General features: G+C 70.3%; 16 protein-coding genes and 1 tRNA gene. 7 read left to right on the top strand and 10 right to left on the bottom strand.

Features of this window, described 5'->3' with window-relative positions; translation table 11 throughout:
* The first annotated feature begins 141 nt into the window (after positions 1 to 141).
* Complete coding sequence (locus ACWD2L_RS01710) at positions 142 to 1,236, top strand: integrase core domain-containing protein (protein ID WP_351337598.1); 1,095 nt, start codon at positions 142 to 144, stop codon at positions 1,234 to 1,236.
* A gap of 535 nt (positions 1,237 to 1,771) precedes the next feature.
* Here ACWD2L_RS01710 and ACWD2L_RS01705 read toward each other — a convergent pair.
* Positions 1,772 to 1,845 (bottom strand) — tRNA-Pro (locus tag ACWD2L_RS01705).
* Positions 1,846 to 1,972: 127 nt separating this feature from the next.
* On the opposite strand from ACWD2L_RS01705, the gene ACWD2L_RS01700 reads away from it, so the two are divergent.
* Positions 1,973 to 2,461, top strand: coding sequence for a DUF309 domain-containing protein (locus ACWD2L_RS01700; protein WP_351337600.1), 489 nt, complete (start codon positions 1,973 to 1,975; stop codon positions 2,459 to 2,461).
* Between the two features lie 235 nt (positions 2,462 to 2,696).
* Complete coding sequence (locus ACWD2L_RS01695; RefSeq protein WP_351337602.1) at positions 2,697 to 4,787, top strand: MDR family MFS transporter; 2,091 nt, start codon at positions 2,697 to 2,699, stop codon at positions 4,785 to 4,787.
* 50 nt (positions 4,788 to 4,837) lie between these two features.
* On the opposite strand, the gene ACWD2L_RS01690 is transcribed toward ACWD2L_RS01695, so the two are convergent.
* The 8 genes from ACWD2L_RS01690 to ACWD2L_RS01655 all read right to left on the bottom strand — a co-directional run bounded on the left by ACWD2L_RS01690 (position 4,838) and on the right by ACWD2L_RS01655 (position 13,372).
* Positions 4,838 to 5,605 (bottom strand): sulfite exporter TauE/SafE family protein, encoded by a 768-nt coding sequence (locus ACWD2L_RS01690; protein WP_351337604.1) that lies wholly within the window; start codon positions 5,603 to 5,605, stop codon positions 4,838 to 4,840.
* Positions 5,606 to 5,726: 121 nt separating this feature from the next.
* Positions 5,727 to 7,241: a long-chain-fatty-acid--CoA ligase gene (locus tag ACWD2L_RS01685; protein ID WP_351337606.1), complete on the bottom strand. Its 1,515-nt coding sequence runs from the start codon at positions 7,239 to 7,241 to the stop codon at positions 5,727 to 5,729.
* Positions 7,242 to 7,567: 326 nt separating this feature from the next.
* Positions 7,568 to 8,206 carry a LuxR C-terminal-related transcriptional regulator gene (locus ACWD2L_RS01680; protein ID WP_451187710.1) on the bottom strand — a complete coding sequence of 213 codons (639 nt, stop codon included), beginning with the start codon at positions 8,204 to 8,206 and terminating at the stop codon, positions 7,568 to 7,570.
* On the bottom strand, positions 8,203 to 9,960 hold the full coding sequence (locus tag ACWD2L_RS01675) for a sensor histidine kinase (protein ID WP_351337608.1): 1,758 nt from the start codon (positions 9,958 to 9,960) through the stop codon (positions 8,203 to 8,205). Before ACWD2L_RS01675 ends, ACWD2L_RS01680 begins: the two co-directional genes overlap by 4 nt.
* Before the next feature lie 68 nt (positions 9,961 to 10,028).
* Positions 10,029 to 10,841: an ABC transporter ATP-binding protein gene (locus ACWD2L_RS01670; RefSeq protein ID WP_351337610.1), complete on the bottom strand. Its 813-nt coding sequence runs from the start codon at positions 10,839 to 10,841 to the stop codon at positions 10,029 to 10,031.
* On the bottom strand, positions 10,834 to 11,634 hold the full coding sequence (locus ACWD2L_RS01665) for an ABC transporter permease (protein ID WP_351337612.1): 801 nt from the start codon (positions 11,632 to 11,634) through the stop codon (positions 10,834 to 10,836). Before ACWD2L_RS01665 ends, ACWD2L_RS01670 begins: the two co-directional genes overlap by 8 nt.
* Positions 11,631 to 12,398: an ABC transporter permease gene (locus ACWD2L_RS01660; protein ID WP_351337615.1), complete on the bottom strand. Its 768-nt coding sequence runs from the start codon at positions 12,396 to 12,398 to the stop codon at positions 11,631 to 11,633. The genes ACWD2L_RS01665 and ACWD2L_RS01660 overlap by 4 nt, the downstream gene beginning before the upstream one ends.
* Positions 12,395 to 13,372 carry an ABC transporter substrate-binding protein gene (locus tag ACWD2L_RS01655; RefSeq protein WP_351337617.1) on the bottom strand — a complete coding sequence of 326 codons (978 nt, stop codon included), beginning with the start codon at positions 13,370 to 13,372 and terminating at the stop codon, positions 12,395 to 12,397. Before ACWD2L_RS01655 ends, ACWD2L_RS01660 begins: the two co-directional genes overlap by 4 nt.
* Positions 13,373 to 13,638: 266 nt before the next feature.
* Here ACWD2L_RS01655 and ACWD2L_RS01650 point away from each other — a divergent pair, with 266 nt between their 5' ends.
* The 4 genes from ACWD2L_RS01650 to ACWD2L_RS01635 all read left to right on the top strand — a co-directional run bounded on the left by ACWD2L_RS01650 (position 13,639) and on the right by ACWD2L_RS01635 (position 17,060).
* Complete coding sequence (locus ACWD2L_RS01650; protein ID WP_351337620.1) at positions 13,639 to 14,487, top strand: TetR/AcrR family transcriptional regulator; 849 nt, start codon at positions 13,639 to 13,641, stop codon at positions 14,485 to 14,487.
* Between the two features lie 170 nt (positions 14,488 to 14,657).
* Positions 14,658 to 15,548 (top strand): BKACE family enzyme, encoded by an 891-nt coding sequence (locus ACWD2L_RS01645; RefSeq protein WP_351337623.1) that lies wholly within the window; start codon positions 14,658 to 14,660, stop codon positions 15,546 to 15,548.
* 66 nt (positions 15,549 to 15,614) lie between these two features.
* Entirely contained in the window at positions 15,615 to 16,577 is a 963-nt protein-coding gene (locus ACWD2L_RS01640) for a 3-hydroxyacyl-CoA dehydrogenase NAD-binding domain-containing protein (protein ID WP_351337626.1), read from the top strand.
* A gap of 6 nt (positions 16,578 to 16,583) precedes the next feature.
* Positions 16,584 to 17,060 (top strand): thioesterase family protein, encoded by a 477-nt coding sequence (locus ACWD2L_RS01635; RefSeq protein ID WP_351337629.1) that lies wholly within the window; start codon positions 16,584 to 16,586, stop codon positions 17,058 to 17,060.
* A gap of 71 nt (positions 17,061 to 17,131) precedes the next feature.
* On the opposite strand, the gene ACWD2L_RS01630 is transcribed toward ACWD2L_RS01635, so the two are convergent.
* Entirely contained in the window at positions 17,132 to 19,243 is a 2,112-nt protein-coding gene (locus ACWD2L_RS01630; protein WP_351337632.1) for an MMPL family transporter, read from the bottom strand.
* Positions 19,244 to 19,250 lie beyond the last annotated feature (7 nt).

The following is a 19,250-nucleotide window of genomic DNA, read 5'->3' as shown; positions in this document are numbered from 1 at the left end:
GTGGCATTCTTGGCCCAGCTCTCGTCCGGGACCGCCCGGCAGATGGCCCATAACCACCGGAGAGTACGCAGCATTGCGCCTGCCGAAAATGTCGTCCATGCAGATCAGGAGCCTGGCCGGTGTGCGGCAGGATGAGCTCTCGTGTTGCTTCGTCTCGCCTATCTGACCGTCACCAACCTGTTCGCCGCACTGCGAATGCTGCCGATGAGCGACCGCGACAAAGACGCAGAGATCCTTGCCCTGCGCCACCAGCTCACCGTCCTCGAGCGGCAGCTCGGAGCAAAACGGGTGAAGCTCGCTCCGCAAGACCGGGCGTTCCTGGCCGCTCTGCTGGCGCCGCTGCCCCGCCAGGTACTGCGCCGGCTGCGGCTACTGGTCCGCCCCGACACCGTGCTGCGCTGGCACCGCGACTTGATCAAGCAGCGCCATGCCCAAACATGCCGGCCGAAGAGACCAGGCCGACCACCCACCATCCGTTCGATCCGCACCCTCGTCCTGCGCCTGGTCCGTGAAAACCCCTCCTGGGGCTACCGCAGGGTGCACGGCGAACTCGCCACCCTCGGCATCAAGATCGCCGCCTCCACCGTCTGGGAGATTCTCACGGCCGAAGGCATCGATCCTGCGCCCGACCGGGCCGCCACCACCTCGGCCGGCTTCCTGCGCTCCCAAGCCGACGCCCTCCTGGCCTGCGACTTCATCGAGACCGTCACCCTGACCGGCCAGCGCCAGTACATCCTCGCCGTCATCGAGCACACCACCCGCCGCGTCCGGATCCTCGGCACCACCGCACACCCCACCGCAGCCTGGGTCACCCAAGCCGCCCGCAATCTGGCCATGGACCTGACGGACGCCAACGCCACCCCCGCGTACCTGATCCGAGACCGGGACGCGAAGTACCCCAGCCTCTTCGACGAAATCCTGAACACCGCCGGCATCCAAGTCGTGCGCACCGGCGTACGGATACCGCGCATGAACGCGGTCATGGAGCGCTGGGTACAGACCTGCCGCCATGAACTACTGGACCGCACCCTCGCCTGGAACGAACGTCACCTACGCCACGCGCTCCGCCAGTTCGAACTGCACTACAACACCCACCGGCCCCACCAAGCGATAGACCAGACAGCACCCCTTCGCGCCATACCCAAACCACTCCCCTACGCACAGATCACCAAGTTGAAGGTACGCCGGAGAGACCGCCTCGGCGGAGTCCTGCACGAATACCAACATGCCGCCTGAACTGCGCGGATGGAGTTTTCGGCAGGCGCAAAGTCCCGTAGTGGGAGCAGACGCGGCAGCGACGCTCAACCCCAGACCACACGACACCCTCGAACGCCGCCGAACTGCTCCCACCCGCGTTCAACCTCTCGATGCAGTCCGCAACGGCCACCACCGAAAAACCGCATACCGCCCGGCCAAAATCGGAACTGGGGTCAACAATTCGCATGCCCCCATAACCCAGCTTCCAGACAAGGGGACACCGCTCCCGACCCCACTCCCACTGGGAGCGGCCCCCACCAGCGTGAAGAGCGCAAGCACATACCCAGAAAGCCACCCATAGGACGGGGAGCCAGGGGTAACAAACTGGGCTCGGATGTGAACACGCGCGCAAGGAATCGAATATGAGCGCAACGGCCCGAGTGGGAGCGAACAGACAAGGGGACAGTGGGAGCCCGCTCCCACTCGCCACGCTCCCATTGGGAGCATGGGAGCAACAGAAAAAGGGCCGTCCGAAAACGGCCCTTCACCTGCGACGTTCGATCGTTCGAACTTGTCGGGACGACAGGATTTGAACCTGCGACCCCTTGACCCCCAGTCAAGTGCGCTACCAAGCTGCGCCACGTCCCGATGTCCACTGCCTCGGCCCGGTGTTCTCAGGCCCGTTCGGCGGCGACAAGAAGAACAATACCCCAAGCTCAGGGGTGGTTTGAAACCGGTTGTGCGGGCTCGCGGGCGGCTGCGCGAGAATTGGGGCATGAGTACTTCGCGCGACGGTGAACGGGACCGTGACCAGGAGGGGAGGGCGCGCAATGCCCGTCCCCGGGATGGGCTAGGTCGGCCGCTCCCCTATGGCAAGCCCGGTGTCGAGCGGCAGCCGGAAGGGGTCGTGCGGACGGCCGCGCAGAGTGTCGCGGAGGCGCAGGCGTTGCTCGACTCGGGGCGGCCGTTCCACGCGCACGAGGTCTTCGAGGACGCGTGGAAGTCGGGGCCGGAAGGTGAGCGTGGGCTGTGGCGGGCCCTCGCGCAGACCGCGGTGGGGCTGACGCACGCGGCGCGTGGCAACGCAACCGGGGGCGCCCGGCTGCTGCGCCGCGGCGCGGAGGGCATCGCGGCGTGGCAGGGCGTCGCGCCGGCGGGGCTGGATACGGCGGCGTTGGTGCGGTGGGCGCAGGGGCTGGCCGACGAGGTGGAGCGGAGCGGAGGCCCCGTGGATGCCGCCTCCGTCGCGCCGCACCTGACCTGACGCGGGGCGCCGGGCACGCACGTCCCCTCCAGCCCGGGGTCCCGGGCACCCGCGTCCCCCTCCGTCGCGGCGTGCCAACCATCGCCCCTCCTCCAGCCCAGGGTCCCGGGCACCCACCTCCCCCTCCACCGCAACGCACCAGCCACCCACCTCCCCCTCCACCCCGCCAAGCGCACGTCACCAGTCCGGCCCCCACCCACATGCGCCGCCCGAGGCCCGATGTGACGCTGCGAGAGTGACGACCACCGAAGAAGCTGCCCCGCCGCCGGCCGCCGAGGCGGCGGCTCCACCGGTTCTCGACAGACGGCGTCGCAATGTCGTCTTCGGGACGATCATGCTCGGCATGCTGCTGGCCGCGCTGGACCAGACGATCGTCGGTACGGCGCTGCCCACCATCGTCTCGGACCTGGGCGGCGCGGCGCACATGTCCTGGGTCGTGACGGCCTATCTGCTCGCGGAGACCGTCGCCACGGTTCTCGTCGGCAAGTTCGGCGACATGTTCGGGCGCAAGATCGTCTTCCAGCTCTCGGCGATCATCTTCATCACCGGCTCATTCCTGTGCGGCCTGTCCACGAACATGTCGCTGCTCATCGCCTGGCGGGCGCTGCAGGGCATCGGTGCAGGCGGGCTGATGGTGACGGCGATGGCGCTGATCGCGGATGTGATTCCGCTGCGCGAGCGGGGGAAGTACCAGGGTGCGATCGGTGCCGTGTTCGGTGTGTCGACCGTCATCGGGCCGCTGCTCGGCGGTGTGTTCACGGACCACCTGACGTGGCGGTGGGCGTTCTACGTCAACGTACCGATCGCGATCGTCGTCGTCATTGCCGCCGCCAGGACGATTCCGGTGGTGAAGTCGGCGGCGAAGCCGATCATCGACTATCTCGGCATCGCGCTCGTCGCGGTCGGGGCGAGCGCCCTGATTCTTGGGACCAGTTGGGGTGGCAACGAGTACGCGTGGGGCTCGGGCGTCATCATCGGGCTCTTCGTCGGCGGCCTCGTCGCGCTCGGGCTGTTCTGCTGGGTGGAGATGCGGGCCAAGGAACCGATGCTGCCGATGCATCTGTTCCGCAACCCGGTGTTCACGGTCTGCTCGATCCTCAGCTTCGTCGTGGGCTTCGCGATGCTCGGCGCAATGACGTTCCTGCCGACGTATCTGCAGTACGTGGACGGGGACTCGGCCACCATCTCGGGTGTACGCACCCTGCCGATGGTGATCGGTCTGTTGATCGCGTCCATCTTCTCCGGCAATGTTGTCAGCAAGACGGGGAAGTACCGGATCTTCCCGATCGTGGGCGCGCTGGTGATGGCGCTCGGTCTGTATCTGCTGTCCCTGATGGACAGTTCGACCAGTACGTGGCTCGAGTCCCTGTACATGTTTGTGCTGGGGCTCGGCATTGGCCTGTGCATGCAGGTGTTGACGATCGCCGTGCAGAACACCGTCGATTACGCGGAGTTGGGCACCGCGACCTCCGGTGTCACGTTCTTCCGTACGCTGGGCAGCTCGTTCGGGACCGCCGTGTTCGGCACGATCTACGCCAACAGCCTGGGGACGAACCTGAAGCAGGGCGTGGCGGAAGCGGCGCAGGCCGGGACCGGGATCGCTCCTGAGGCGCTCACCAAGGCGGCACAGAGCCCGCAGGGCCTGCACAGCCTGCCTCAGGCGGCGCGCGAGCCGATCGTCAACGGGTACGCGGATTCGCTGCACACGGTGTTCCTGTGCACGGTGCCGGTGGCGCTCATCGGGTTCCTGGTGGCGCTGTTCCTCAAGCAGGTGCAATTGCGCGACACCGCGCGCGCGGGCTCAGCCGACATGGGTGAGGGCTTCGCGCAGCCCTCGACCGGCGACTCCTCGCATGTGCTCCAGCGGGCCGTGGCGAACCTGGTGAAGGAGGCGAACCTGAACACCGCGCGGCAGATCCTGGAGCGATCCGAGACCCGGCTCGATGTCGCGGGCGCGTGGGCCGTGATGCAGGTGGACTTCTTCACGCGGATGGTCGGGCACGCGACCCTAGGGATGATCGCGGCGCGCCGCAGGCTTCCGCCGGAGGTGCTGGTGCCGGTGTTCCAGCGGATGGTCGACGAGGGTTATCTGACGCGAACGGACGCGTTCTTCTCGCACACCGAGGCGGGGCACCGGGAGTCGAAGGTCATCAACAGGGCCTGGGGCGACTGGCTGAGCGAGAAGGTCGAGGCCGATGTCGGACGCCCCGCGAACGCGGAACTGCGTATCGCGGTCGACTCGATCGCGAAGCGGTTGCTCGCCGAGGACATGGCGCAGGGGCTGACGAGCCAGTCGGGCTCGGAGCGTGCGCTGGTTCCCATGTAGTTGGTTCCCATGTAGCCGGTTCCCGTGTAAGGGGCGGGTCTCTTCAAGCGTCAGTTCAGCAGGAGTTGGAGGCCGCCGAGGACTGTCGCCGCGATGACCAGTTGCTCGAAGAGGCGTTGGTTGATGCGGTTCGCGCAGGCCCTGCCGATCATCGCGCCCGGCACGACGAAGACCACGAGCGCCGCGTCCAGGAGCAGTGAGCGGCGGTCGATGAGGCCGAGGCCCACGCTGAACGGCACCTTCGCGGAGTTCACGATGAGGAAGAACCACGCGGAGGTGCCGAGGAAGCCGAGCTTCTTGAAACCCGCCGACAACAAGTACATGGACATCACGGGGCCGCCCGCGTTGGCGACCATGGTGGTGAAGCCGCCGAGCACCCCGTACGAGCCCGCCTTGACGCGGGCCGCGCGGGTCGGCGTCGGCTCGGCGGCGGCAGCGGCGGCTGCCTGTTTGCGGCGCCAGACGGTCACCCCCGCCATGACGAGCAGGATCACGCCGATCGACATCCGTACCGCCCCGTCCCCTGCGAAGCCGAGGAAGACAGTGCCGAGGACCACGCCCGCGCCGACGGCGGGGAACAGGCGCCACAGGGTGGGCCAGTGGGCGTGCCGCCGGTAGGTGAGCACGGCGAGGATGTCGCCGCAGATCAGGATGGGGAGCAGCACTCCGGTGGAGGCGCGTGCGGGCAGGATCGCGGCGAAGACCGCGAGGCTGACCGTGTTGGCGCCGCTGACAGCCGTCTTGGAGAACCCCACCACCATGGCCGCGGCGGCCAGGGCGGAGAACTCCCAGGGTGTGATCCCGAATATGTCGTGCATGGCGAGGACAGATGCTAGACGCAACTACCTGTCGGGCGTCAGGGGCGCCGCATGGTGATACGGGTTACGTTTCACCACGCCGGTGGGGCCCGGCGCACGGCGCCCCCAACTCCCGTACCTCTCAACCCGCGTACGTCTCCCGCAGTTCGCGCTTGAGGACCTTCATGCTCGGGCCGAGCGGCAGCCGGTCGGTGAACTCCACGCGGCGCGGGTACTTGTGCTTGCCCAGGTTCTCCTTGGACCACGTGGTGAGTTCGGCGGCGTCGAGCGTGGTGTCCGGCTTGAGCACGACGACCGCGCAGACCTCCTCGCCGTGCACCTCGTCGGGCAGGCCGATGACGGCGACGTGGTCGATGTCGGGGTGGCGCATCAGCACCTCCTCGACCTCGCGCGGGTAGACGTTGTAGCCGCCGCGGATGATGACGTCCTTCTTGCGGTCGACGATCCGCAGGTAGCCCTCCGCGTCCTTGGTGCCGAGGTCGCCGGTGCGGAACCAGCCGTCGACGAGGGCTTCCGCGGTCTGCTCGGGGCGGCCGAGGTAGCCGGAGAACACGCAGTGGCCGCGGACCACGATCTCGCCGAGTTCGCCGGTGGGAAGGAGTTCAATGCGGTCGTCGAGTTCGGCGCGGGCGACCTCGACGTCGACGCCCCAGATGGAGTGGCCGATGGTGCCCGCCTTCGCGCCGTACCAGGGCTGGTTGACGGCGGCGACGGGTGAGGTCTCGCTCAGTCCGTAGCCCTCGTGGACGGGGGCGCCGAAGAGCTCCTGGAAGCGTTCGAGGACCGCGACGGGCAGCGAGGCGCCGCCGGAGACGGCGACCCTCAACTTCGGCATCGTGTCCGCCTGTTCGGCCGCCGTGAGCAGGTGCACGTACATGGTGGGCACGCCCTGGAAGACCGTGATGTGCTCGCGGATCATCAGCTCGATGGCCTTGGCGGCGTCGAAGCGCGGCATGAGGACGAGCGTCTTGCCGGCCCGCCAGGTGGCGTGCATGGAGGCGGTCTGGCCGAAGGCGTGGAAGAGGGGCAGGGCGCCGAGGACGATGTCGTCGGGGCTGTGCTCGTTGCAGTCGAAGGCCTCGACGGTCGCGTTCATCACGAGGTTGAAGTGGCTGAGTACGGCGCCCTTGGGGACGCCTGTGGTGCCGCTCGTGTAGAAGACGACGGCCGGGTCGTCGGCGTCGCGGGTGGCGTACGTGGCGATGGGCTCGGCGTCGTGCGTGAGCTTCTCCAGCTCGCCTTCGGCGCCGAGGGCGACGGTGCGGATGCCGACGGCGTCGGCGGCCGCCTCGCCCGTCTTCGCCTGCGCCGGGTGGCACAGCAGGAGCGTCGCGCCGCTGTCCTTGAGGACGTGCTCGACCTCGGACGCCGACAGGAGCAGATGGACGGGGACGACGGCGGCGCCGGCCGCGATGGCCGCGTAGTAGGCGTGCGGGAACTCGGCGGTGTTGGGCGCCATGAGGGCGATCTTGTCGCCGGGGCGGACGCCGAGGTCGGCGAGGGCGGCGGCCTGCTTGCGGACCTGGAGCCACAACTCCGCGAAGGTGCTGCGCAGTTCGCCCGCGACGAGGGCCGTCTTGTCGGGGTACCGGCGGGCGTTGTCGGCGAGGATCGCGGCGAGCGAGAGAGTGGCCATCGGGTAGCGCTCCGTTCCGTACTACTGACTGCTGGTTCGGCGGTGGACCAGGTCGGGAGGGCGCCGAAGCGGTAAATTAGCGCCGCTAGTTTTGTCCTCCTGGGGGGACTCTACGCCCGGGACCCGACCGGACGGTATGTGCCCTGGGTCACTTCCGGATCTCAGGGCTGACCCTGATGTCCCCGCCGGTCGGTCCGCCTACTGTGGGGGTCCGGCACCGCTCCGCGGACGACGTACGGGGGAAGTACGGGGGCTACGGGGGTAGCGCGTCGTCCGACGGAGCGGGTAGCCGGAACCTCTTCCACCCGTGGGTGGCGGGCGCGGGGTCAGCCGCGCAGGAAGCGCAGCACTGCCATGACGCGGCGGTGCTCGGCCGGGTCCGACTCCAGGCTGAGCTTGGCGAAGACGTTGCGGACGTGGGTCTCGACCGTCTTGCCGCCGATGACCAGCTTGTTCGCGATGGCCTCGTTGGAGCGCCCCTCGGCCATCAGCGCGAGCACGTCGCGCTCGCGTCCCGTGAGTTCGTCGAGCGGCCCCCGCGGACGCGGCATGTCCATGAGGCGGGCCACCACCAGCGGATCGACGACGGTCTCCCCCGCCGCCACGCGCTTCAGCGCCCCGCTCAGCTCCTCGGCGTCGGCGACGCGCTCCTTGAGGAGGTAGCCGAACCCCTCGGGCCGCTGGGCGAGCGCGCGGACGCTCGCGGTCGTCTCCACGTACTGGGACAGCAGCAGCACGCCGGTGCCGGGGTGCGCCGCGCGCACGGCCGCCGCCGCGACCAGACCCTCGTCGGTATGGGTGGGCGGCATACGGATGTCGAGCAGCACGGCGTCCGGGGTGTGCTCGGCGACCAGGGCGAGCAGCGGCGCGGTGTCGCCGCACTCGGCGGCCACCTCGATGCCCTCGTCGGTCAGCAGTCGTACGATCCCCAGCCGAAGCAGTGCCGAGTCCTCGGCGACGATCACCCGCACGGAAGCTCCGCCCTGATTCTGGTTCCGCCCCCGGCGGGGCTGTGGATGTGCAGTACGCCGTCGACGGCGGCGAGCCGGTCGGCCAGGCCGCGCAGGCCGGTGCCGCGCGCGAGGTCGACGCCGCCGACGCCGTCGTCCACGGTCTCCACCACGAGGCGTCCTTCGTGGTGCCGGGCGGAGACGCTGACGGCGCGGGCCTCCGCGTGCTTGGCCGCGTTGGTGAGGGCCTCGCAGACGGTGAAGTACGCGGTGGACTCGACGAGCGGGTCGTAGCGGCGGGACTCGGCCGCGACGACGACCGGCACGGTGGCCTCCTCGGCCAGCTCGCTCAGCGCGGCGGCGAGGCCCTCGCGGGTGAGGACGGCGGGGTGGATGCCGTGGGCGATGCCGCGCAGTTCCTCGATGGCGTGCCGCACACCGGCCTCGGCCTCGTCGGCGGCCTCGCGCAGCGCAGCGTCCGGGTGGTCCGCGAGGCCCTTCTGCACGCGGCGCACGGACATCAGGGCGAAGACGAGGCGGGTCTGCGCGCCGTCGTGCAGATCGCGCTCCAGGCGGCCGCGCTCGGCGTCGGCTGCCGCCACGATGCGGGTGGCGACATCCTTCGCGCGCGTGCGCAGCCAGACGTTCTCCAGGGCGAGGCGCAGGGCGGCCGCCACGGACTGCAGGAGTTCGGGGTCCTCGTCGAGCGCGGGGTCATGGTGGAGCAGGGCGAGCGGGCGGCCGTCGGCTGCGGCGACCGGGGTGCGGCCCGGCCGCCCGTCCTCGCCGATCTCGCGCCCCGCCGCCTCGACGTACCCGCCGCGCCGCTCGTTCCACAGGCCGAGCCGCAGCGTCGGGTCGCCGAGGACGCGCACCAGCGCCTCGCGCAGCCGCGCCGGGTCGGAGTCGGTGCCGATGTCGATGACGAGCCCGCTGACCTCGGCGCGCTGAAGGCGCATGCGCAGCAGCCCCGCGAGGAAGGCGAAGGGGACGGCGACCTGGGCGAGGTCGGACAACAAGTAGACGGCCTGTTCGGCCACCGAGTCGACGCCGCCGAGCCACGGCACTACGTAGAAGAGCATGTCCCACATGAGGAACACCACGGCGACGCCGATGCCGATCCAGGCGGGCAGCAGGGCGCGCCTGCGGGCGGCGGACGCGTTGCGCCAGCGCAGCACGATCGCGACGGCGGCGACGACCGAGAGTCCCCAGCCCGCCGCGTGGTACGCGGCGTCGAACGGGCCGAAGAGACTGTCCCAGGCGGGCACGTGCAGCAGGTTCGGGCCGCACGCGCGGCAGTCCAGGTACGTCGCCCCGGCCTGGGTCGCCGGGTCGAACAGGAGCGTGCGCACGAATCCGCCGACGGCGACGAGCCCGTAGGCGAACTGGACCAGGCGCCGCGAGAGGACCGTGGTGAGGCGGCCCTCGGGGAACGACAGGACGAGGTGCAGGAGGATCGCCATGTTCAGCGCCTCCCACCAGGCACCGAAGGCGAAGAGCGCGGGCACGGCGGTGCCCTGGAGGTTGCCGAAGAACCAGGTGACGCCTTCGAGCACCATCAGGCGCCCCGTGTGGTTGGCGGGCCTGCGCCGCCAGGCGACGATGCCGGCGACCACGTACGCCCAGCCCACCGCGAGGTCCCGTACGAGATCGCCCGCGGACGCGCCGCTGCGCGCGTACGCCCACGCGCCTGCCACTCCCGATACTGCGGCGAGGGCCGCGGCCCCGGTCAGGCGCAGCCGAACCGCCCGCTCACCCTGACTGTCCACGGCCACACGTTAAGGCATTTGGGGGCCCGAGCGGGAAAGCGGACGAGGTACTTGCCGGTAACCCTCGGTTACCCGTAGGGCTTCGTGACCCGGTCCTGGGGCTCGGTGGCGCCCGCGCCCCCGCCCTCGCGGATCTGCTCGAGGACCCGGCTCCTGAGTGCCGTGAATCGCGGGTCGGCTCGGGTCGTCAACTGGTCGCGCTTCACCGGGAGTTCGACGGCCACGTCCTCCAGGACCACGGTCGGCGACGCGCTCAGGACCAGCACCCGCTCCCCCAGGTACACCGCCTCGTCGATGTCGTGCGTGATGAACAGGACCGTCATCCCGCGCTCCCGCCACAGTCTGCGCACCAGGTCCTCCAGGTCGGCGCGGGTCTGGGCGTCGACGGCGGCGAAGGGCTCGTCCATCAGGAGCACCTCCGGCTCGTACGCCAACGCGCGGGCGATGGCGACCCGTTGCTGCATGCCGCCGGAGAGTTCCCACGGGTAGGCGCGGTGGACGCCTGCGAGGCCGACCGCTTCGAGGGACTCGGCGACGCGTGCGCGGCGGACCGCCTTGGGGATCGATTTCCTTTGCCTGAGCGGGAGTTCGACGTTCTCGGCGACCCGCATCCACGGGAAGAGGCTGCGCCCGTACTCCTGGAAGACGACGGCGAGGCCGGGCCGCGGGCCCGTCACCGGCGCTCCGTCCAGGGCGACCGATCCAGCGGTCGGCCGCAGCAGCCCGGCGACACACTTCAGGAGCGTCGTCTTGCCGCAGCCGGAGGGGCCGACGACACACACCAGCTCGCCCGCGTCGAGGCGGAACGTCAGATCGCGCAGCGCCTCCACCTGCCGGCCCGAGCCCTCGTAGAGCTTGCGCAGTCCCGTGACCTCAAGCACCGCCGCCTCCCTCCTTTCGCCGCGCCCCGCGCGATCCGTGGTACCAGCCGAGCGCCCGCCGTTCGACGAGCCGGAACAGCAGCGCGAGCACCACACCGAGCAGGCCGAGGACGAGGATTCCGGTCCACATCTCCGGTACGGCGAAGGAGCGCTGGAACTCCACGACGGCGAAGCCGAGGCCGCTGCTGGAGGCGTACATCTCGCTGATGACCATGAGGATGACGCCGATGGACAGGGCCTGGCGCAGGCCCGCGAAGATCTGCGGGCTCGCGGCGGGGAGCACCAGGTGCCGCAGCCGGGCCGCTCCCCCGATGCCGTACGAGCGGGCCGTCTCGGCGGCGACCTGGTCCACGGCGCGTACGCCCGCGGCCGTGTTGAGCAGCACCGGCCAGACGCAGCCGGAGGCGATCACGGCGATCTTCATCGTGTCGCCGATGCCCGCGAACAGCATGATGACCGGGACCAGGACGGGCGGCGGCACCGCACGCAGGAACTCCAGGGCGGGCTCGCACACGGCGCGGGTGCGGCGCGAGGAGCCGATGACGACGCCGAGCGCCACGCCGACGACGCCCGCGGCCGCGTATCCGGCGAGCAGGCGCAGCACGCTGGGCAGGACGTCGTCCTGGAGCCGGTCCGGTGTCCAGGTGTCGTCGAAGCGGGACAGGATCGTGCGCAGGGGCGGCGCGTAGAAGCTGGTGCTTCCGTCGGAGGCGAACCACCAGATGGCGACCAGGACGCAGGGCAGGGCCACGGCCAGGGCGGTGGCGCGCAGGGCGCGGAGTGTGCGGCTCACGCCGGGGCCTCCGCCCGTACGGACTGGTGCCAGGACAGGGCGCGGCGCTCCACGAACCGCGCTCCAGTGTTGATCAATACGCCCAGGCAGCCGGCCACAAGGATCAACGCGTACATGTCCGGGACGGCCTGGGAACTCTGCGCGACATTGATCCGGTGCCCCAACCCCGGTGCCCCGATGACGAGTTCGACGGTGATGGCGAGAATCAACGCGACGGAGGCGGCGAGCCGCACCCCCGTCATCACATACGGAAGCGCCGTCGGCCACACGACGTGCCGCACGCGCGCCCACGTGCCGAGGCCGAAGGCGCGCGCCGTGTCGTCGGCGACCGGGTCCACGTCCTGCACCCCGTACAGCACCTGCACGAGAACCTGCCAGAACGCGGCGTAGACGACGAGCAGCAGGACCGAGCGCAGCTCCGTGCCGTAGAGCAGGATCGCGAGCGGGATGAGCGCCACGGACGGGATGGGGCGCAGGAACTCGATGGTGGACGCGGTGAGCGCGCGAAGGTACGGGACCGTGGCGATGGCCAGGCCTGCGAGGACGCCGCCCGCGGTGGCGAGGGCGAGGCCGAGGGCCCAGCCGGTGAGGGTGTCGCCGAGCGCGGCCCAGAAGGCGGCGTCGGCGAGCTCGCCGCGCAGGGCGTTGAGCGTGGTCGTGAAGGGCGGCAGGAAGTCGGGGTTGACCAGGCCGAGGCGCGGCACCACCTCCCACAGCGCCGCGCACACGAGAAGTCCCAGGAGGCCGGGCACCGCGGAGATCACGGCAGCAGCGTGTTGAGATCGGGGGTCTTCTCGAACAGGCCGTCCTGCTTGCCGAGCTTGGCGAGGGTGTCGAGCGACGGGCGGTTCCACTGCGCGGGCCAGGCCGGAAGTGTCACCTTGTCGAGCGTCGCCTGCGGGATCTTCGTGTAGGTGCGGACGATGTCCCGGACCTCATCGGGGTGCGCGTTGGCGTAGGTGAGGGACTTCTGGGTGGCGGCGTTGAACTTCTTGACGGTGTCCGGGTGTTGAGCCACGTACTGATTCGACGAGAAGTACATCGCGACGGTCAACTTGCGCGCCGTGTCCACGTAGTTGGAGGCGATCACGCGGCCGCCCTGCGCCTTGACGGTGGCGGTGGCCGGCTCGACGACCTGGGCCGCGTCGACCTGTCCCTTGTCGAGCGCGGCGGGCATCTGGTCGAAGGCGAGCTCGACGAACTTCACCTTGGAGGGGTCGCCGCCGCCCTTGCGGACCGACTCGCGGACCGTGGTGTCATTGATGTTCTTGAGCGTGTTGACGGCGACCTTCTTGCCCTCGAGATCCTTGGCGGACTTGATCGGGCTGTCCTTGTTCACGACGACCGCGCCGAAGTCCGCGCCTTGCTTGCCCGTCGAGCCGACACCGTTGACGACGACCTTGACGGGGACGCCCTTGGACTGGGCGACCATCAGCGACGTGGAGTTCGAGAAGCCGAACTGGAACTGGCCGCTGACCACGCCCGGCACGATCGCCGCGCCGCCCTGCGCCATGGTCATGGCCAGGCTGAGGCCCTGCTCCTTGTAGAAGCCCTTCTTCTGCCCGAGGTACAGGGGCGCGACGTCGACGATCGGGATGATGCCGACCTTGAGCTTCGTGGTGCCACCGGTTCCGGTGGATTCGGACTTCGGGCTGTCGGAGCCGGAGCCGCAGGCAGCGGTGGCGGCGAGCAGCAGCATGGCGGCGACAGCGGTGAGTGTGCGACGCGTGCAACGCATGGGTGTCCCCCTGGGAGCCCTGGTGCTCGGCGGCAACGTAGAGCCCGCACCCTATGGGGTCAACTCCCCTTTGAGGCAAGGATGTTGGCACGATTCACAGCGGATCCTTTGGATGCATGCAGCGACGCCTGCGGGGCCGGTTGGCGTCGGTCATCGTGTTGCGATGGTGACTGATGAGCCAGTCAGAGACTCAATGGCCAGTGTTTTCCATGGATTGATGGCATCAGTGTTGTGTTCTTCTCAACGCTTGGTTAGGGTCGTGCCTCGTGGAATCCAGCAACGAGGCAACCCCTGCCGACACCGCCGCCCGCGTCCGTGAGGTCATCACGGCGGCCGGTGTCAGCCAGCGCGAGTTCGCGCGCCGCATCGTCATGGATCCGTCGAAGCTCTCCCGCTCGCTGAGCGGCACCCGCCGGTTCACGGTGGCCGAGCTGGCGCGGATCGCCGACGAGGCGCGCGTCGATCCGGGCTGGCTGCTCGGCGCGCGGCCCCTGGCGGCCGAGGTCGGGGCGCCGGCGCCCGTGGAGGGCGGTCGGCCGCTGCAGATCGTCCAGGAGACGGTCCGACTGGTCGCCGAGTACGGGTTCCACGCGGTACGGGTCTCCGACATCGCCCGCGCCTGCGCCACCAGTACCGCCGCGATCCACTACCACTTCCCCGGCCGCGCGGACCTCCTGGAGGCCGCGGTGCGCTGGTGCATGGACGAGGACACCGCGCGCCGCGCCGCGCACCTCGCGGAGGCGGACGACGCGGCGGCGGAGCTGCGCCAGCTCATCGAGTTGCAGACGCCGCGCACCGAGCAGCAGCGGCGTCAGTGGAAGGTGTGGCTCGACCTGTGGGCCGAGGCGGCGCGTTCCACCACGGTGGGGCGGCTGCACACCGACTACTACCGGCAGTGGCGGGAGACCGTGGCGGATGTCCTCCGTCGGGGGGTCGAGCAGGGCGTGTTCCGGGCGTCGCTCGATTCCGGTGCGGCGGCGTATGCGCTGACCGCGCTCATTGATGGGTTGGCTACGCAGGTGCTTTCGGTCGACCGGGGGGTGGTTGGGGCGGCGGCGGATGCGATGCATGCCGCGCTGCTCAGTTACGTCGACGGAACCATCGCGGCCCCGTAGCCACACGTCACGGGGCTCCGCCCCGGACCCCGCTGCTCAATCGCCGCAGGGGCTTGATTGGCCCACCCGCTTGATTGGCCAAGCTGCTTGATTGGCCCGACCGCTTGAATTGCGCACCCGCTTGATTTGCACGTCCGCCGAAGGCGGAGACACACCTGGGAGGTTCCCCTATGCCCACCGAGAACGTCATCATCACTGCCGCGCTCACCGGTGCCGGTGACACTGTGCGGCGGAGTCCGCACGTGCCTGTTACGCCGGAGCAGATTGCCAAGAATGCCGTCGAGGCGGCCGACGCGGGTGCTGCCGTCGTGCACATCCACGTACGGGACCCCGAGACCGGTGACCCCTCGCGCGACACGAAGCTGTACCGCGAGGTCGTCGAGCGGATCAAGGAGACCGGCACCGACGTCGTCATCAACCTGACGGCCGGCATGGGCGGCGACCTGGTCATCGACCCGGACGAGCCGCTCAACCACCTGCCCGGGACCGACCTCGTCAGCGGCCTCGACCGGCTGCCGCACGTCGAGGAGCTGCTGCCCGACATCTGCACGCTCGACTGCGGTTCGCTGAACTTCGGCGACGGCTCGAACCTGTACGTGTCGACGCCCGACATGCTGCGCCAGGGCGCGAAGCGCATTCAAGAGCTGGGCGTGCGGCCCGAGTTGGAGATCTTCGACACCGGCCAGCTGTGGTTCGCCAAGCAGCTTCTCGCGGAGGGCCTGCTCGACGACCCGACCGTGTTCCAGCTGTGCATGGGCATCCCGTGGGGCGCCCCGGCCGACCCGGGCGTCCTGCAGTCGATGGTCAACATGCTGCCGGAGGGGGCCCAGTTCGCGAGCTTCGCGCTCGGCCGCATGCAGATGCCGTGGGTGGCGCAGTCGATCCTGCTCGGCGGGCACGCCCGCGTCGGCCTGGAGGACAACCTCTACCTCGGCAAGGGCAACAAGGCGACCAACGCCCAGCTCGTCGAGCGTGCCGTGACCATCACGGAGTCCCTCGGCTCGCGCGTCGCGACGCCGGACGAGGCCCGCGCGCTGCTCGGCCTCAAGCCGCGCGCCTGACGCCCACGCACGTAAGACCGGACACGTAAGCCCGCACCCGCACCACCGGAAGGCAACACCACCCTCATGACCTCCCCCCTCACCGCTCCCGAGGACGTCCGCCGGGTCGCCTGCGTCGGAGCCGGCGTCATCGGCGGCGGCTGGGTCGCCCACTTCCTCGCCCGCGGCTACGACGTGCAGGCCTGGGACCCGGCCCCCGACGCCGAGCAGAAGCTGCGCCGCCTGGTCGACGCCGCCTGGCCCGCCCTCACCGAGATGGGCCTCGCCGACGGCGCCTCGCGCGAGCGGCTCACGGTCGCCCCGACCCTCGAAGAGGCCGTCGCAGGCGCCGAGTTCGTGCAGGAGAGCGCCCCCGAGGACCTCGACCTCAAGCGCGATCTGCTGTCCCGGCTCGACGCGGCCGCCCCCGCCGGCGTCGTCATCGCCTCGTCGACCTCCGGCTACCCGATGACCGACATGCAGACCACGGCGGCGACCCCGGCGCGCCTGGTCGTCGGGCACCCGTTCAACCCGCCGTACCTGATCCCGCTCGTCGAGGTCGTCGGCGGCGAGCAGACCGACGCCGACGCCACGGCCTGGGCCTCCCGCTTCTACGAGGTCGCGGGCAAGTCGGTCATCACCATGGACCGCGAGGTGCCCGGCTTCATCGCCAACCGCCTCCAGGAGGCCCTGTGGCGCGAGGCGCTGCACATGGTCGCCAACGGCGAGGCGACGGTGAAGGAGATCGACGACTCGATCACCGAAGGCCCCGGCCTGCGCTGGGCGTTCATGGGCCCGATGCTGACGTTCGCGCTCGCGGGCGGCGAGGGCGGCATGGCGCACATGCTCGACCACTTCGGCCCGTCCCTGAAGTCGCCGTGGACGCGGCTCGAGGCCCCTGAGCTCGACAAGCAGCTGTACGACTCCGTGGTCGTGGGCTGCGACGTCGCCGCCGACGGCCGCTCCATCGCCGACCTCGTCGCCGAGCGCGACCAGGGCGTCATCGACGTGCTGCGCGCGACGGGCCGGCTCGGCCGGAAGGTAGGCTGACCTGCGATGACAAAGCTCCCCCTCCTGCACCGCACGGTCCGCCCCGAGTGGATCGACTACAACGGCCATATGAGCGAGGCGTTCTACGTGCTCGCCTTCGGTCACGCCACCGACGCCATGATGATCGAGACGGGCCTGGACTCCACGTACCGCGAGTCCACGCACTGCTCGCTCTACACGGTCGAGTCGCACATACGTTATTTGCGTGACGTCCCCGAGGGCGCCCATCTCGCCATCCGTACGCGGGTGTTGGGGGCGGCGTCGAAGAAGGCGCGCTTCACGCACGAGATGTTCGTGGTGGACGACGAGGCGGGCGAGCCCGCCCCGGACGCGGACCCGGTGGCGACCACCGAGCTGCTCGCGATCCACGTCGATCAGGAGGCGGGGAAGGCGGCCGAGTTCCCGGCCACCGTCCGCGACCGCTTCACCGAGCTGACGGAGCCCGCGCCCGAGTGGGCGGGCCGGTCGATCGCCGTCGTCTGACGGCGCGCACCACCGACTGACATGAGAGGGCCCCGGACAGTGCGTCCGGGGCCCTCGCGCGTACGCCCTCGCTACTGACGTGACGTCACCATCCGTCCCTTCGGGGCCTCTTTCTCCCGTACACCGAACCGCTCATGCACCCTGCGCAGCGCTCGCGGCGCCCACCACGCGCGCGTACCCATGAGCGCCATCGTCGCCGGTACGAGCAGCATCCGTACGATCGTCGCGTCGATCACGACCGCCAGGGTGAGGCCGAGGCCGATCTCCAGGATGGGGGCGAAGCCGCCCGTCATGAAGGCGCCGAAGACGACGGCGAGGAGCAGGGCGGCGCAGCTCACGACGCGGCCCGAGCGCCGCAGCCCGGTCACCACCGCTTCCTGCGCGTCCCCTGTCGCGCGCCACGACTCGCGCATCCGGGCGAGGATGAACAGTTCGTAGTCCATGGCGAGCCCGAAGGCGATGGCGACGATGAGTGGCGGCGCGGTCAGGCTCAGCGCGCCGAGTCCCTCCCCGCCGAGCCAGGACGCGGCGTGCCCGTCCTGGAAGACGAGGACCACCACACCGAGCGCGGCGCCCAGGCTGAGCAGCGTGGTGAGGACTGTGCGCAGTGGGATGAGGAGCGAACCGGTGAACGCGAAGAACAGGGCCAGGATGCCGGCGAGGACGGTGAGTGCGGTCCAGGGCGCGCGGTCGGCGAGCATCTGCCGGAAGTCGACGAGCCGGGCGGCCACGCCCGCCACGGTCACCGGATTGCCGCCGCGCAACTCCCGTACCTTCTCGACGAGTTGGGTCGCCGTGGCACCGTCGACCGAGCCGGACGGCGTGACGTGCAGGACGCGGGTTCCGTCGTCGAGGGTCTGTGTCTCGGACGACGCGACGCCGTCCAGGGCCTTCACCCGGGTCTCGAAGGCGGGGTCCGTGCCGGGGCGTGCCACGACGACGACCGGGTCCACACCGACGCCCGGCGGGTAGTGCGCGTGCACGGTGTCGTACAGCTGTCGCGCCGCGGTGGAGGCGGGGAGTTGGCGGGCGTCGCCGATGTCGATGCGCAGGTTCCCGACCGGCAGCGCGAGCGTGAGCAGGGCGAGCACGCTCACCGTCGTCACGGCTATCGGGCGGCGGCCCGCGAACCGGGCGAGGCGGGCGAAGGCGCGCCCCTCCACGCCGGGCGCACGCGGCTTGGACGGGGCGATGCGTGCGCCGAACCGGGCGAGCAGCGCGGGCAGCAGGGTCAGCGCGGCGAGCATGTCGACGACCACGACGGCTGCCACGGCCAGGCCCATGCTGCGCAGGAACGGGCTGGGGAAGACGAGCAGTCCGCTGAGGCTGACGGCGACGGTCAGGCCGGAGAACAGGATGGTGCGGCCCGCACGTTCGACGGTGCGGTGCACGGCCTCGGTGACATCCGCGCTCGTCCGGCGTTCCTCCCGGAAGCGCATCACCATCAGCAGCGCGTAGTCCACGGCCAGGCCGAGCCCGAGCATGGTCGTCACCTGGATCACGTAGACGGAGAGCTCGGTGACCTGACTGAAGCCGAACAGGGCGAGGAACGCGCCCGCCACGCCGCTGACCGCCACGAGCAGCGGCAGTCCGGCCGCGCGCAGCCCTCCGAAGATCAGAAGAAGCAGTGCGAGAACGATCGGCAGTGATATCAACTCGGCGCGCTGGACGTCCTCTTGGGCCCGCTCGCCGAGCTGGTCGCCGAGCAGCGGGCCGCCGCTGACATGGACGTCCGCGCCGTCGATCTCCTTGACCCGGTCGGCGACGGCGTCGACGGTCGTGTCCTCCGCGTCGTCGTCGAGGCCGCCCTTCAGGGTGACGGGCACGATGAGCGCCCGGCCGTCGCGGGAGGCCAGGTCCTCGGTGGCGTACGGGTTCGGGACGGCGGCGACGCCGGGGATGCCGCGCAGGTCCGTGACGGTCCGCTCGACGCGGGCGCGCAGCGCGGGGTCGGCGACGCGGGGTGCCTCGACGACGGCGCTGAGGGATTCGCCGCGCGGGTCGATGTCGTCGAGGAGTTCGGCGGTGCGGTCGGACTCGGTGTCCGGCACGTCGGGGACCGAGTCGGAGAGCCGGCCGAAGACGCCGGTGCCGAGCCCGAAACCGAGCACGATCAGGGCGAGCCAGGTGAGGATCACGGTACGGGGGCGGCGGGTCGCCGCCCGGGCGAGTGCGCTGAGCACGGCGCCT

The organism is Streptomyces sp. NPDC002754 (genome assembly GCF_053592315.1).
The sequence above is the reverse complement of the archived record's forward strand: the minus strand, read 5'-3'. Positions and strand labels throughout refer to the sequence as shown.